The organism is Escherichia sp. E4702 (assembly GCF_963883545.1).
Lineage (GTDB): Bacteria > Pseudomonadota > Gammaproteobacteria > Enterobacterales > Enterobacteriaceae > Escherichia.
In genome coordinates this window covers 41247-56791 of sequence record NZ_CAWORF010000039.1, presented here as the reverse complement: position 1 = coordinate 56791, position 15545 = coordinate 41247, and the positions used below count along the sequence as shown (strand labels likewise).

The 15545-nt window shown below is 43.6% G+C and carries 8 protein-coding genes and 2 pseudogenes; 3 read left to right on the top strand and 7 right to left on the bottom strand.

What is annotated here, in order from left to right:
* Positions 1-199: 199 nt before the first annotated feature.
* Entirely contained in the window at positions 200-1081 is an 882-nt protein-coding gene (locus tag AACU94_RS23515; RefSeq protein WP_240726342.1) for a LysR family transcriptional regulator, read from the top strand.
* Positions 1082-1256: 175 nt separating this feature from the next.
* Here AACU94_RS23515 and AACU94_RS23510 read toward each other — a convergent pair whose 3' ends face one another.
* The 4 genes from AACU94_RS23510 to AACU94_RS23495 all read right to left on the bottom strand — a co-directional run bounded on the left by AACU94_RS23510 (position 1257) and on the right by AACU94_RS23495 (position 5961).
* Positions 1257-2372: a hypothetical protein gene (locus tag AACU94_RS23510; protein WP_135488328.1), complete on the bottom strand. Its 1116-nt coding sequence runs from the start codon at positions 2370-2372 to the stop codon at positions 1257-1259.
* A 696-nt stretch (positions 2373-3068) separates the two neighbouring features.
* The gene (gene cspG, locus AACU94_RS23505) at positions 3069-3284 is read right to left on the bottom strand and encodes a cold shock protein CspG (protein WP_130224581.1); all 216 of its coding nucleotides are present in this window, start codon (positions 3282-3284) and stop codon (positions 3069-3071) included.
* A 643-nt stretch (positions 3285-3927) separates the two neighbouring features.
* Positions 3928-5202, bottom strand: coding sequence for a scabin-related ADP-ribosyltransferase (locus tag AACU94_RS23500; protein ID WP_135488327.1), 1275 nt, complete (start codon positions 5200-5202; stop codon positions 3928-3930).
* Between the two features lie 60 nt (positions 5203-5262).
* Positions 5263-5961: a hypothetical protein gene (locus AACU94_RS23495; RefSeq protein ID WP_135488326.1), complete on the bottom strand. Its 699-nt coding sequence runs from the start codon at positions 5959-5961 to the stop codon at positions 5263-5265.
* 397 nt (positions 5962-6358) lie between these two features.
* Here AACU94_RS23495 and AACU94_RS23490 point away from each other — a divergent pair, with 397 nt between their 5' ends.
* A complete protein-coding gene (locus AACU94_RS23490) occupies positions 6359-7348 on the top strand; it encodes a tyrosine-type recombinase/integrase (RefSeq protein WP_135488325.1) in 990 nt (329 codons plus the stop codon).
* Between the two features lie 139 nt (positions 7349-7487).
* Here the strand turns inward: AACU94_RS23490 and AACU94_RS24825 are convergent, their stop codons facing one another.
* A complete protein-coding gene (locus AACU94_RS24825) occupies positions 7488-8102 on the bottom strand; it encodes an autotransporter outer membrane beta-barrel domain-containing protein (protein WP_445298357.1) in 615 nt (204 codons plus the stop codon).
* Between the two features lie 128 nt (positions 8103-8230).
* Positions 8231-11935 (bottom strand): annotated as a pseudogene (locus AACU94_RS23480) (autotransporter outer membrane beta-barrel domain-containing protein); the annotation flags it as partial.
* A gap of 1087 nt (positions 11936-13022) precedes the next feature.
* On the opposite strand from AACU94_RS23480, the gene AACU94_RS23475 reads away from it, so the two are divergent.
* Positions 13023-14684, top strand: a complete 1662-nt coding sequence (locus tag AACU94_RS23475) for a hypothetical protein (RefSeq protein WP_135488324.1) — start codon at positions 13023-13025, stop codon at positions 14682-14684.
* 86 nt (positions 14685-14770) lie between these two features.
* On the opposite strand, the pseudogene AACU94_RS23470 reads toward AACU94_RS23475, so the two are convergent.
* Positions 14771-14890: pseudogene (locus AACU94_RS23470) on the bottom strand (AAA family ATPase); the annotation flags it as partial.
* Between the last annotated feature and the right edge of the window lie 655 nt (positions 14891-15545).

Here is a 15545-nt window from a genome sequence, read left to right as displayed (position 1 = left end):
TCATTCAGACATAAATGAAGCACCCTGAAACTATCTGTACAGGGCTATACCAGAAGATTAAAAATAAAAGGATGTTCATCAAATATAAAAACAATAGATTTTTATTCTCAGATAAAAACCTTGTATAACAATATGAACCATGCAGGTATAGTATGTATAATTCCTTTTTTTCAAAAATTGATAAGCAACGGGAATGGATATGAAGCTGCTACGCGCCTTTGTAACACTTGCCAGGTTAGGGAGCTATCATGATGCAGCTGAGGCCATGTACATCACTCAGCCAGCACTAACAAAGAAAATACAGTCTTTGGAAAAAATAACGGGAATTGCCCTTTTTCAACGGGGCCGCCAGGGAGCAAAACTGACAGAACCAGGAAAACAGCTTCTTTCCCGGGCGCAGAACTTGTTGAAACATTATGAAGAGTTTTCAGAATATGCACAAAATTTGCAAAAAGGAAGTTCAGGTAAACTGACTCTTGGATTTGGGATATCCTCGTTTCAGCTAGCACCCAGATGTGTAAGCCTCTTTCGGGAAAAATATCCTGACGTCGAGGTATTACTTGATGATGTACCTTCTAAAGTTCAATGGGATATGTTACTGGAAGGGAAACTTCTGGCTGGATTTACCCGTGAACCGTTAACAGATAAACTTAACTTCAGTCCGCTAATTACAGAAAGTCTGGTTTTGGCTATTCCTGCGGGAATTACACTTAAGTCGCAAAAGATTCAATCAATACTGAACCAATATCAACTGTTGCAAATGAACCCAGACAGAGGTCGGGGACTGGTTGAACAAACAGAAAAATTTCTGCAAGAAAATAATTACAAAGGTAAGCCTTCTTCTGCTGCAAATGATATCCATACTTTATTGGCTTTAGTTGCTACGGGGAACGGTGTAGCTTTACTACCCGCAGGAACCAACTATTTTTTACCTAAGGGCGTATCACTTATTAGGCCAGAGGGTAATTATACCAAATGGAATATAGGTATTACCTGGAATCCGCAAATAGATGATGTTGCCAGGGATAATTTTTTACAAATAGTGAATAATATAAAATTGAATGGATGTTATTCAATTTAACATTGAGTTTGAATAGCGAAAGTTAGCCATCTTCCGGTATCCAGGGAATTAAAGGTTTTGACATTTCCATACTTGGATGATTAATGTGACAGAGTTGTTTTATAACTCTGTCACATTCAATAAATTAAACCACAAAATGATAATTTATAAACATAAATTTAGATTAAAACAAAAATCATTTCAACTTAATGACAATCCCATTTTTAAATGAAACATTTAAGTCATTAAGAATATCAACAGGTTTCCCATCTACGTACACAATTTTTAAATCATTTAACGCCATTACGTCAAAAATATTTTGAAGAGTTTTTCCAACTAATGTTAGAGTTGCTTTTGAACCAGATTTAAAGTTAATCATTCCTGGCCAGCATTTTCCTGTTGGTTTCTGTAACTCTACCACAGGATTAATCGGAATAATATTATTCAATGGATTAATTGTTACTGTTGCATTACCTGATAATTGAATAATCTTACCTGTCCCATTCTCCTGTGAAAATTGAGTGGTATGAATATCCACTGTCGAGTTATCAAAAGCATCTATCGCAACATAATCACCAAAATAATTGTCAGGCATGTAATTATAGATAGACGTTGCATAAATATATCCATGAGATGAATCACAAAAGGACAAACTACTGAAAAGTTCTAATTTTGATTCAATATCTTGAGCTAACCTAACATTTAGTAAGAGTGATGAATTATTATTAAATAGCAATCCGCCAGTAGGGTCACTTGTTGAAACTACATTGGCTTGTACATCAAGCATGCTATACCCGGATAGCATGGCGTTATAAAATAAATCAATATATTTTGCTACAATGGAAAAATTTGAATTCTGAACCCCAGAAAATTCCGGGCTTGTCATTGTTTCCAGCCTTGACATTGCGAGATAAACACAATCTAGATTTTCCAGCATAACACGACTATCGTCAATCAAATTGAAAGTAATTGCATAAGTACCGTGATGTCCCGAGGCATCAGTTAACGTTATATCGTTTGATTTTCGGTTACCTAAAATACGAAAATCAGCCTTTTCCCAAAATTGGAACCTGGAATTTCCAGCCACCGTAGATGGTACAGCCCAGTTAATCTCGTTAGATTTTGTACTATCCGGGAGAAGAATAAGAGGGCCAGATTGAGTACCATCTAGAGCTATACCGTAAACATCAAGCCCGCAACCTTGTATTTTATTAAATGTTTCCGCAGATCCACTCAAAATGGTTTCATCGTAATACCTAAAAGTCTGCTGATTATTAGGATCCCAACTAAACGTAGCGTCTTTATTTTGCATAATAACCTCTGTTCAAGTAGTAATTCGCAGCCTAAAAATCATTAGGTTGCTGATGAACTACCTGTTTTGTACAGGTAGTGGAATAAAGTGTTAATTCATTAATCCTAAACATAAAACAATATTGTGGCATTATTTAGCAGAATACGATTACAACTCTACATCACTTTGCTGTTACCAATATCCCCATTATTACTGATAACCTTAAAGCAGCCGTAACTTCATTCAAAGATAAATTCTTATTGCCTATATTCACAAATGTTTTATTTCAAAGAAAAATAACACCATCGATATTAGAGGAATTAAACAAGCGTTGTTGTTATTTGTGGCTTATATATCTGTTTGATGTTGGTTATTTTAAAATAACAAAACATTATAAAAAATTAGGAATATATCTATGATACTATTGGAGATTTTAAATTGCATTCATAATTACATTATCTATCTAACTGCATGTTTACTGACCATTTTAGCCAATAGAGTAAAGTAATTTACTCAGATAAATTTATGTATTTCCTCTGATATAGAGGCTCCGCCACAGATAATTTTACCCGTTAAATACTTCAGGCGGCGTAGATATGAAAAAAAATAACCCGCCATTAAGGCGGGTTATTTTTTTTCATCTGATTAATACTGCAATTCTGTCTACTCGGGCTTATGCCGTCTTCGTTATCGCAGATATGCTGATTATCAGGATAATTAGCTCAACGCGACAACATTCGCAGCGGCTGGGCCTTTAGCGCCATTCTCAATCGAGAACTCAACTTTCTGACCTTCATCCAGGGTGCGGAAATCGTTGCTCTGGATCGCAGAAAAGTGTACGAACACGTCTTTGCTACCATCGGCAGGGGTGATAAAGCCAAAACCTTTATCTGCGTTAAACCATTTTACTAAACCAGTCATTTTGTTAGACATAAATATTACCTTCTAAATTTGTGAGCCACACAACGCGGCAAGAATGTGATCTGTATGAAGATTTTGACTTACTAAGGCACTAAAGGAGGAGACTCACGAAGAAGGGTAATCAGAAGATAACACTGAACTGAGACTGCTTTACTAAAACTGCTTTCATAAGGTCTGTCTTGCAAACCAACGATGCTATTAACGCATATTCATTATGATTATGCAACTTTTATTTTCCATTCATGTGTTCTATTTGTTGTGCGGCATTAACAATGACAATGCCAGCAGACGTGGATCCACCTGTTATCCGTTCTGTCAGTGACGGGGCTTTTCACCGCGTTTATCAACGATCATCACAGGGGCGTAAGGGGAACACGATGACTGGTAATTCCAGCTTTGTACGCTTAGCCGCCCAATGACCAGAGCATACTTGCCCTGGGACTATCACCATACACAGCTATGCGTAACATTGACTATATCGTTACGCCGGTCGGAAATTTCGGCGTTTCTGGCATAGACTCTCTATGATATCTTTCTGGACAAAAGACACTCCAAAATAGAGTTATAGCCGGGCATATATTATGATCCGGCTATTTATTGATGGCTGCTTAACACCTTCAGCGCAGCCTATCTGCATTTTAACTCTGTTTATTACTCAAAAGAATGGGAGATCTGAGTACTCAAAAACAACCACCCCATTAATAAGATGATCTGCAGGTTTTAAATTATAGATCCTGGCAGCGGAACTACTCACCTTTTCACCATTAATGAAAAAATTGTATTTATTTTCTGATTCAACAACAAAAGTACACATTTTATTGATATCTACAGTGAGATAAGGCTGCTTATCCTCATTGATATTAATGCCATTGCTATAAACAGTAAGGTTTGTATTAGCATAGTCCTGAATCGCAAGAATGATATGGCACTTCCCTTCTGGAGGCTGAGGGAAAGCTTCACGATTCATATAGGTAAAATCAGTCAACTCCATACCAACTTCACTCTCAGGGTCTATTTTAAAAGTGAACGCGCCAATGATATATTGGGCATCTACCCCACCGAGAAAGGCTATTTCAAGTTCACTTTCTGGCGCCATTGTTGATTTATCGACATCCACCCCGCCAGGGGCATTTATCATATAGACATACCTGTTCCTGGGGCCTTTATCGAAAGCATCAACGGTACTGTCCTGTGCTGCAAAAAGAGTGCTGCAGGCAAATGAATACGTCGTACTTTCTGTGCAGAAATAATGTACTGCCTGATGAAGGAAAGGATCACCATCAATTTCTGGAGGAGTAAGTCCTTGTTGCTTAATTTCTGCAATTGGGCGTCCCTCTTCATTACCATGAAAAAGAAAAAAGTCATCATTTCTCCACTTTAAATCCCATAAAGGAATTTGTGGCGGGTTTGGTTGTCCACCGCGATAATCGCGACACTTCCTCAGGTCAGGGTAAAGTGTTGTCGTCGTTGATAACCATTGTTTGAAAAAATCAGCATTTTCTAACTTGTCTCGCTCTGCAGCAGACATTTCGTTAATCCACAGAGGATATTTAGGATGAGTAAGATCATGTGATGGTACATATTGTATATCCGGAACGAAAACTGGCAGAGCAGGACTGTCTTGTGGATATATTTCATACTCCCCCTCCTTATGCTGAATGACAGTTTTCACTATGAACTTTCTTCCTGGTATAACGTATGATGTAATATCTACGATTAGTGTATCTTTTTTTATATTATCTATAATACATGTATCAGTTGTTGCATCATACACCTGATAACACACAATTTTATCATAAATATTTCTGTCATAGGTTTGACTGTCAAACTCTGCACTTTGCCAGGTCAAATGATACTTAATACCTTGTGATGTTCTGTTTTTCAATATTCTGACAAAAAAAACACCAAATGATGAGTCTTGTATCTTCATGAATTCTCTATCTATTTTATGACGCAGTAGAAATATTGATTATTAAGTGCATAAAAAACATCAAGCAACTATAGATTGTCCGTAAAACGCCACAGCCTGCGCATACAGAGTCATCGTATCATCCCAGAGATCTCTTGAGTTATGGGAGCGTACTTCTGATATATATATTTCGTTATTTTCTTCCGAGAAAATTGCTGATTCATGATTACCAATTGCACCATGCAAAGGATTAGTCCACCCACTAAATAATAAGAATCCCCATTCCTGAAAAAGCCCAGAATTCACTTCACGTTTTATATCATGATATGATTCAATTTCCATTTCATTGTAAGGGACATTGTTGATATCACGGCGGGCAGGGAAAGTCCCTTTTTCATCTTCAACCCAACGCCAGGCGCTATTGAATCCATCCCAGGTTTCGATATGTGGCTTAAAGAAGCGAAGAGGTTTAATCACATAAGCTGAAATATATTTCCCTGTGGCTTTTTCCTTAGCAAAAATAACAAATGTTTTACCAATGCAACTTTCATCAATATCTTTTGAAAATGACACTACACCATCCTGATTGACAGCAACAGTGTTATCTCCTGCATTGGAGGAAACACTCCAGTCTACCGTATTATTATAGACAACATCATTATCAACCATCATCTGAAATGTTGCCCCAGGGAATAATGTTTTCGGAAAAGACCCATTGGTCATATTTTTTTTCATATCGAAATCATAGTAATTCACCCGAACACCGGTAACTTTTGGCATAAAAAACTCCTTAATTGTTGAATTGAAATGGGGTTAATAAACATAACCAGCATAAAGATATTATTATTTTTATACAGATAAATGCTGTCATTTATTTGTTATAATATTATCAGTAGTGAGTATTAATTTGGTCTGAAATATAAACTACGAATAATTTTGTCGTTATAACATCTTGTGTGAGCGGACTTTATGCACCTGCCGGATGGCATCTGGGTTTGGCTGTTTCGTCGCAGTTTCTATGGGGAGGGGTTGTTTCGGATCAGGGGAACCATCATTGCTTCTACTTATTAAAATGTACCTTTGAAAAAGTAGATTTTCCGAATGGTGCTTGTGTGGCACACTATGGTTAACTTTTTACGTAGCGCATCTGACGTTTTTCGCTGTTGTGAGGTCCTCTATGACCCATCTGTCCGACATTGATCCTGAGATGAATGACTTTCAACCTCTCGTTCCCTCAGAGATCGAGTTATGGCCAACATCTGTAGAAAGTGGCAATCCCCTTAATCCGGCAAGAGCATATTTACTCTCTCTAAATTCGCCACGCAGTCGGCAAACCATGGCATCTTTTTTGGGAATAGTTGCCAGAATGCTCGGAGCCGCCAATGCAGAAACTTGCCCGTGGGGAAGTTTACGTCGCCACCACATCATGGCGGTGGCTGAATTGCTACGGGATACGGGGCGGGCGACGGCGACAATCAATACCTATTTGTCTGCACTTAAAGGCGTAGCGAAAGAGGCCTGGATGTTGAAGCTGATGGATGTTGAAAGCTTCCAGCACATTCTTGCAGTACGTAATTTTCGTGGTAGTAAACTTCAGCGAGGACGCGCGTTGCATCGAGAGGAGATCCGGCAGTTATTTCAGGTCTGCGAAACCGATCGTAGCTGTCGTGGTCCGAGAGACGCCGCGATGTTGGGGGTGTTATTAGGCTGTGGATTGCGTCGTTCCGAGGCGGTAGGGCTTGATTTAAGTGACATTGTCACTTATGAACGCGCATTGCGTGTCTTAGGAAAAGGGAATAAAGAACGGCTGGCTTACATGCCGGAAGGGACATGGGTAAGATTACAGACCTGGATTGAGCAGGTAAGGGGAGAAGCACCGGGACCGTTGTTTACGCGCATCCGCCGTTTTGATGATGTGACCTGCGCAAGACTCACTGACCAGGCGGTTTATCACATTTTGCAGGTAAGACAACGTGAAGCGGGAATTGAAAAATGCGCTCCTCATGATTTGAGAAGAACGTTTGCTACTGCGTTGCTTGAAAACGGCGAAGACTTAATCACGGTAAAAGATGCGATGGGCCATGCCAGTGTCACAACAACGCAAAAATACGATCGCCGTGGCGAGCAACGGCTTCGTCGCGCCCGCGACAAACTGAATTTTGATTAGCGAGGCCCCCGTTTTCTGACAACGTGCGTTTTGCTCATGCCGGATGCGGCATAAACGCCTTATCCGGCCTACAAAGTCGCGCAAATTCAATATATTGCATTTATATGTAGGCCTGATAAGCGTAGCGCATCAGGCAATGTTAGCGCCAACTGTACTTAACCCCCAACATTCCCTGAGTGTCGCTATAGCCTTTGTCACCTGTTTGTACACCAACGTTGCCCCAGATGCTCAGATTAGTATTCACTTTGCCTTCCACCCCGGTGCGAATTTCGCCCAGATTACGCACGCCGTCACGACTGATGCTTACGCCATCCATCTTCACGCCAAAGGTTTCGGTATTGTGGATCCAGTTCACTTCCACGAATGGCTGGAACTCACGCTGCTTACTCTCATCCATTTTGTGATGACTGTTCAGGTAAGTTCTCACACCCAGGCGCGTCTGGATGTTACCGGCGCCCTGGGTTTCAATACGGGTCCCGTCGTTTCGGTTGTGCGCATTGTCCTTCACGCCCATCCAGGTAACCTGTGCCTGCGGCTGGATATACCAGGTGTTCAGCGTGCTCCGACTGGCGGAAAACTCTCCGGATTTCAGGGTATAACCCGCTTCCAGTGAGGCAGTCAGTCCTTTCGAACTGTAACTGTCGCTGGCGCGGTTATCTGCTGCCACACTGTTATTAAACCAGTTGAACAACATCCAGCTATCGACATATGCCCCGGTTTTATCCGCCTCATTCTGGTTCCAGGTGCCGTACAGCCCGGCGCTGTAACCGTTGATACGCCCGTCAGAGCCGTGAACCGGCGCGGTCGCTGCGGGTATTGCTGCGCGCCGTTTGCATAACCTCCCATCACCCCCAAATGCCAGCGGTCGGTGCCGTCGGTACTCAACTGTGTGATATCACCCCCCAGTTGCAGCACATAACGGTTGCTCTGCGTTTTCAACTGACCGTCACCGGCAACAGAGCGTTCATGACCGCCGACATGGCGCATCCACATGCTGGCTGCCAGTCCGTCCTCTTTTAGCGTGTCGGTGTAGTGCGGCTCACCAAGACGATCGTGCAGACGGTGGTTAAACAGCGTGTTGGCGGTTGCAATATTGCTGATATAACTACCCGCTTCCGGACGTAGCGCATCTGGTGCCGTCGGATCCACTACCGGTGGTTTGACCGGAGCCTCCGGTACAACGGGTCGAACAGGTAAAACGGGACCTTTCCACTTACTGGTGAGATACCAGTTTTGCGCCGCACTGTCAGTGCCTTTCGCCAATGTATAGACATAAGCGCCAGCTTCCACAGTGCCAGTGGTCAGGGCGAAGTGACCGGTAGAGCTGCCGTCAACATGAACCAGTTCAATACCGTTGTCAGTCTGTTTACCCACTCCGCCGACATTATGCACCGCAACCCTGGTGTTACCGGCCGTATCGCCGTGAACGATGAGTTTGTCGGTTTGAGAATCGTCGCCCCCCAGTTCCGTATTCATCACAATCAGACCGTCGTTGCCAGTGTAGTTGCCTGCCACGGTCAGGGTTTTGAAATCATTATCGGTCGGTGTGGAAATCGCGATCGTCCCGGCACTGCTCAGATGGTCAACCAAAGAATCTGCAGTCATACTCCAGCGGCTGACAGCATCAATGTCGACATTCGCCGGGTCGATCCATCCGGTCAGTTGTGCGCCGTTTTGTAGAGTCAGTCGGCTGCCGTTATTACCAATAATATTGCTGGTCAGTTGTGCGCCACCGTTGGCACCATCAAGGACAAGCTCACCCGCGTTCAGTTCAGTATCTGTAGTCCAGGCCGTCTGTCCCGCCAGCGTCAGGCTGCCATCACCGTTCTTGATGAAGCGGCCGTCAGCCACATTGCCATCGATGATGTCACCGTCAAAATGCGAATTATCACTGTCCGTGGCGTTAACGGCGGTCAGCGATGCGCCGTTGAGCATCAGAATGCCACCGCTGCCGCTCAGGCGGTTAGCCTGCTGATTGTTGCCGTTCAGATCGAGTACACCACCGTTGACGATAATATCGCTGCTGCTGTTCAGTGTGTCGGCGATATCGGTCCGCAGTGTGCCTTCATTAACAGTAGTGCTACCGGTATAGCCGTTGATGGCGGAGAATATCAGCGTACCGCCACCGGTTTTGCTGAGGCTTTTGCCGTCCCAGCCGAAACCATACGCGGTGGAGTTCAGATTATCTTGCAGCGCGTCTCCCAGGGTAAAACTGTGACTGTCCGTTACGTTGAACGTACCGTGTGCACTGGAGTCTTCGGTGTTAAGCCAGACCAGACCAAACTGCGCAATAACATTTTTGCTGTCGTTATCTTTCTTTGCCCATCCGATCAGAAAATGGTCTGTATCGACATAATCCTGTAAAGCCTGTCCTGCGACGGTATAGCTGAAATCACCGCTGATCCCGTTGTGGGTGCGGATAAGGGTATATTGATTCTCATCAGAAACAGGGGCATAGCCGGAGATATCCAGCGTATTGTTCCCGGTAAGCTGGAGAGTATCGGCGCTCAGAGCCGGGTCACTGGCAATATCAACCTGCGCAGTTACACCGCTGCCAAAATTTGCGTCCGCAGCGACAGTCAGCGTTTCACCGGCATCAACTTTCAGCGTACCGCCAGACATATCCAACCGGTTAGCGCCTACGGAATTAGCAATCTGCAGCTCTCCACTGCCTGATTTGTTCAGCGTCTGGACGTTTTCCAGCGTACCGGCAATCATGGCGCGATCGGTGATCGACAGGTTTGCGCCGCTGTTGCCCATCGTCATCAACGCGTCATGCTGGATATCCAGCGAACTGAAACTCTGCGCCATGTTCTGCGCGTCCAGTGTCCCTTCTTTGACATTGAATCCACCTGTGTTGAGGAACTGATTGGCGTTAGCCGTAGATAAGGTTCCCGTGCCGATCTTTTCCAGCTTACCAGGGCCGGACAGGACTCCGCCGAGTGTCAGTTGATCGGCTCCGTCGGTTTCAATCGCTACCGTGTCACCTGCTGCAGTACCAATCAGCCGACTACCGGCATTCAGATTCAATTTGCTGTCGCCATTGCTCTTAATCAGCGAACCATCGGCAAAATTCATGGTGCCGGATGAAAGCACATTCACGGTATTCGCCGCCGTACTGGTTGACAATAAAGTGGCACCGTCCCGCAATGTAAACCGCGTGCTGCTGGTGTTTATGCCATACTGAGCATTATCTTTAAGCTCCAGTACGCCGCCATAAACGGTGGTATTGGCATAAATCCGCGATTGCGTATTTTGAGAACCAGGCGTGAAATCTTCGCCACTAAAAGTCACTTTCCCATCGGTAGCATCGCTGCCGTTGGTGGTATTAATTCCAACAATGACATTTATTGCCACGCCAGTGGAGTTGAAACTGGTTATCGGATCACGAAACAGAATCTGACGCCCAGCGTCAGCAGCAATATTCAGCACGCCATTCGGCTGACGGATATTAATCGCATTGGCAACCGCATATGTCATATTGGGCGTTAAGAGATTTCCGACCCCGGTGAAATTATTATAGAACTGAATATCGCTCTTTTTCGCATGTAGCAGACTCGTGCCGGTAAAATTCGCGCTGTTGCCGATAAGAATAGCGCCTGCATACTGGCCATTGGAATAGTTTCCATGCACTTTCATGCCATCAATACCGTTCGTCTCCATCACCAGTCCGGTCTGTGCAACGATAGCCCCCGCAGTATCTCTGACAGCCCGGTTGCCATAGATATCAGCATTACCATAAAGCTGCACACTTCCGTCAGAAAATAGCCCACCACCCGAACTTATTGCACTGTTATTACCGATAATGACGGTTGCGTCCGTACCACTGAAAATCAAATTGCCCGAGTCATGTAACCGAATGACGCCGCCGGCAATAGCGTGATTAACATTATTGGTCAGCGTTACATTGCCCTCAAATATAATATCGGCATTAGTGGTATCTATCGCGGGGTCATAGGAGTAGGCGCTGTTATTGTCAAAAACAACAGTACCGTTCGCCCCACGAAAAAGCACATCTGAATTTGAGATGATAAGGCTACGATAGCCATTATTGGCATGGTTATCGACAAAACGGAGCTGACTGCCATTGCCGAGTTCATACACAATTCCCGAAGCAGTCCCGGAATTATAAACAGCTCCCCCCGTGGAGTTGCTTATTGTTATATCAATACCGTCCAGCAGTTTAATCACTGCTCTTCGGGTCCCACTCAGGTTAATTAAATTAACAGCATTGCCTGTGGCATTAAACAACCAACTGTCAGACCCCAGTACCGTATGGCGGTCAACAATAAGCGTTGCCGGAGAAGAGCTCGTACCATTAAAAATAAGATCAGCTAAACGCGTTGTCTGATTTGCGCCTGTGCCATAGATTTGTGACAGATAGACGCTCTCTCCCGGCTGGATCGACACCGTTGCGGCGAGCGACGAAGTAACACAGTTTAGTGTTAATACGAAAACAACCAGCGTCATCGCAGAGCCGGCCAGCATACGACGTCCGGTTCGTTTTCCCCGACTCTTTGCAAACTCCGATACCGCGACCCAGGCGCCAGTAGATTCGTTCCGGACAACACGGAATACGTTGTTCATGTTATTCATCCCTTAATGATATGAACATCTCCATCTGGTACATTATTTCTATAGCATTTTACTTAAGGACTACAGGTTTATTTTATAAATAAAAGAGGTAATATTCCTATTTTCGGAGATAAATATCTTAAAAAACCAACCACAAAAGTTAGTAAATGGAATAGCACAAGATCGAGCAGACAAGAAACTGATGTTTAAATTAATCAGTGCCAGCGCAATTATAAAAACATAATCTCTTTATAAGTGCCAATTTTAATAAAGGCGCGGCATTAATTATCTGCGCCATTGATGGCGTCGCAACGGTAAGCTGGAACAGACGGAGTGCAGCTATTATTTTATAGCATCGCACCTGGTATGAGTAATATATAAAATACAGGATAAAAAAATGTCACTTGATATAATTAATACCACATACCAAAAGATAGAGAAAGATGGGCTGATAATGACTATCAGTCAACGGAAAGGTCCCTGCTGTGCTTCCATCTATTCAACTGACGGAAGCAATCTTGAAAACAACCACATTTATTATCTGATTAAAACTTTTGATAATGAAAACAATCCAGTAAAAAACGCCCCCTTTAAATACCATGTTGATGTAATCACCAAAAATGGCTGGACTACACTTGGTACTAACCCAATACTAAAAACCTCCTATGAGGGTGACGCAAAAAAATTACAACTTGATAATTATGGTTTTTATAATGCAAAAACAGATCAGAATGGAGAATTTTTATTTGGTATTTTGCCCTATCTAACACCGAATAATGTAACACCGCTAATAGAAAAAGCAACTGCACCTTATGTACAAAGTATAACCCTTACCGTTTATCTTGGTAATATAAGTACAGATCTTATTATTGACATTCCATTTTACGAGGATTTATGTTCACATGATGAAGTAGATATGGTTATCAATAACACAGGTGATTTCCATGATTTAACTGATACAGTTACATTAATTCCTGGCAGAAACAAATCTTGTGGACACAATGTATGTTTTTGTTTTAGTGGGGAGTTGGAATTAGAAATAGAAAACTCTGCAGAGGGTGCAGTTATTATAGATGTAGACAACAATAACCAGGCAACAATGCCATTTACAGAAGAGGAAATTGCCAATCGAGAGGTTTGGGCATATACAACGTTTGCGTGGTGTCTGATATCGCCACTGCGTATCCGCGAAGCTAATTCATCCCGGCAACTGCATGTCAGCCCGGAAAACAACTGTAATATCTTTCCGGGGCAGACGCTTTATGCCACGTTTCAGTATCAACTGAAAGCCGGTGAAAGTTTTTCCGGAAAAGGATGTCCGTTTAAATTAAATAAAGGAAATTTTTATCCTCCTGAGATCTCCTGGTGGCAGGACGGCAATACTTTGTATGGCTGCTGCTTCCTGACCGTGGATGACAGCCTGATGAAAGGTGACCGGCTGTCGTGGACGGTTTCCTGCTGTCTGGATAACAGCGGCATCCCGGTTGTCTCTGAAACCGTGACCTGGAATGTGGCCTGGGATGCCGACACCGACGTTGAGGTCACTTTTGTCGCGGATACGCCTGCATTAATTGATTACAGCAATGACAACACGCGACCGTTATCCTCACGTCCGGCCATGACCTGGCGGCTGACCGTGCCGGGACTGAGTAACACCCAGGCCTGTTTTTATCCCCTCATTACCCGCATTACCGAAGATGCCATTATCAGTGACGAATCGTTTTGTGAAATTACCCCCTGTGCGGCAGACAGAACCAGCGGAGATTATTTCTACGTCATGCTGGATGACCAGGGGAGCGCCGTCATTAATGTACAGCCCCGGGAAAACCGCACGCTGCTCACCGCGTTCAGCGCCGGGATTTATGGTATCGGGACGATGATTAGCACCGCGAACTTTTTTATCAACAGTGCCTGGGAAACCGCGAGTGTTCCTGCTGTCAGCGTGACGGAAGGACAGAACCCTCAGGCGCGCCCCGGTGATGACAGCTATGCTCTGGCGACATTTCCGCTGCTTTCTAACTGGGAGGCGGTGACGGCGCACGATCTGCTGGGCGGTGCAGTCTATCTGTTTGCCGGAAAAGAGATACAGAAAAAGAACCACTACACCCCGTTGATGTTACTGGGAAAAACGCAGATCCCGCTTAAAGCCGATGGTGGCGCGCCCGATATCGCCCTGTATTTTACCGAGTCTAATTTCGAGGCCGGAAAGACCTATTACATCCACGCCTGTCTTGTCGAAAATGCTTATCTGCACAAGGGGGTGAATTACCTTCGTCTGCAGGATATCAAATTTGAAATTCCACAGGAGCAGCCCGCCGTGCCGGAAGGGGTGAAGCGGACATATCGGGCGCCGGAATTTGTCTGTAAAGACGGCGCGGTGATTGATGAAGATGATGTCCTGCTCGGGCGCAATGAAATCGGTTATCAGGGGCTGGAATACCGTATTCCGTTATCCGGCGGGCAAAAACACCTGGTGGCGGGCGACCAGATAATGGCCACGGCATATCTGCACGCGTGGAATAAACAGACGCAGGAAATGGAAAACAGTAACCCGCCGTTGAAATTAAATCAGCTCTACACAGTGACAGAGGCTGATATAAAACTGGGGTATCTGACGGATATTATTTCCGCAGATGATCTGGCGGGCTGTGACACGCCGCCGCAGGGCGTGGATCAGAGCACGCTGAGAGTGGAGTACTATTGTCAGAATAAGCAGGAATACTCTTATCTGCGCGAAGTGTTCATTGATATGTATCCGTAGTCATCGGAAATACCCAGCCTTTCTGGCTGGGTATTATCACGTGTGACATTAGCATAAACCATTACACAATATATCAAGATCCAGGTTCAGATATTTGTTTCCACAATTTCATCATCACTGATTAGCGTAGCGTTTTTTGCCAGTACTCCCACTTTGCATTTTTTCTTTAGCCGGTAGTTTTCTCTTTTGATGTTAAGTGTGGTGGACAGTCCACAGAAATATATATCTGCACGCTTTTGTTCTGTTTTATTTTTTTTCGATAAAATAATCAGGACTGTTAACACACTAAACGTTAAGTGTTTTCTTTATACGTTAGCTGTACATGTTGAAAATTCGAGTAGCATTGTAAGTCATTACGTTATAATCGCTAACCGACAAATAATCCAGAAAATTTAATTTATATACCAGGAGTAAACAAGTCGTTCATTTCAAAAATATGTTTGTAAAAGCGTATGGTATTCTGATTGCCGAAGTTTAACTGTACACAGGAGAAAATTTAGCAGATGAGAAAACTGGGGTACTTTTGTCAACATTAATTGTTCGAAATAATGATGAAATAGCGATACTAACATCATCAAAGCCTCTTAATTTCGCGCTGTTAAAATAGAACGTTCTTGCCGTAATGGTTATAGAAATCCATCCATCCCCGCAATCATCCAACATTCCCATACCGCATGGTTCACAAAATGTATTTTTCGCATATTTTCATTACAGAAACCAGTTTTTAAATGTAACTCAGTGACCTCGTTTTATACGTGCTAAACTTATGCCATGTAATTGTAACTTTCTTTACATTAGCAATTATAATGCAACTTTTGGTACATACAACCCAGATACTCCTTCTTCACCGTATTATCTCCT

Excerpts from the sequence above, each read along its gene's own strand:
- AACU94_RS23515 (WP_240726342.1), top strand. The coding sequence starts at position 200 with ATGAAGCTGCTACGCGCCTTTGTAACACTTGCCAGGTTAGGGAGCTAT.
- AACU94_RS23510 (WP_135488328.1), bottom strand. The coding sequence starts at position 2,372 with ATGCAAAATAAAGACGCTACGTTTAGTTGGGATCCTAATAATCAGCAG.
- cspG (WP_130224581.1), bottom strand. The coding sequence starts at position 3,284 with ATGTCTAACAAAATGACTGGTTTAGTAAAATGGTTTAACGCAGATAAA.
- AACU94_RS23500 (WP_135488327.1), bottom strand. The coding sequence starts at position 5,202 with ATGAAGATACAAGACTCATCATTTGGTGTTTTTTTTGTCAGAATATTG.
- AACU94_RS23495 (WP_135488326.1), bottom strand. The coding sequence starts at position 5,961 with ATGCCAAAAGTTACCGGTGTTCGGGTGAATTACTATGATTTCGATATG.
- AACU94_RS23490 (WP_135488325.1), top strand. The coding sequence starts at position 6,359 with ATGACCCATCTGTCCGACATTGATCCTGAGATGAATGACTTTCAACCT.
- AACU94_RS23475 (WP_135488324.1), top strand. The coding sequence starts at position 13,023 with ATGCCATTTACAGAAGAGGAAATTGCCAATCGAGAGGTTTGGGCATAT.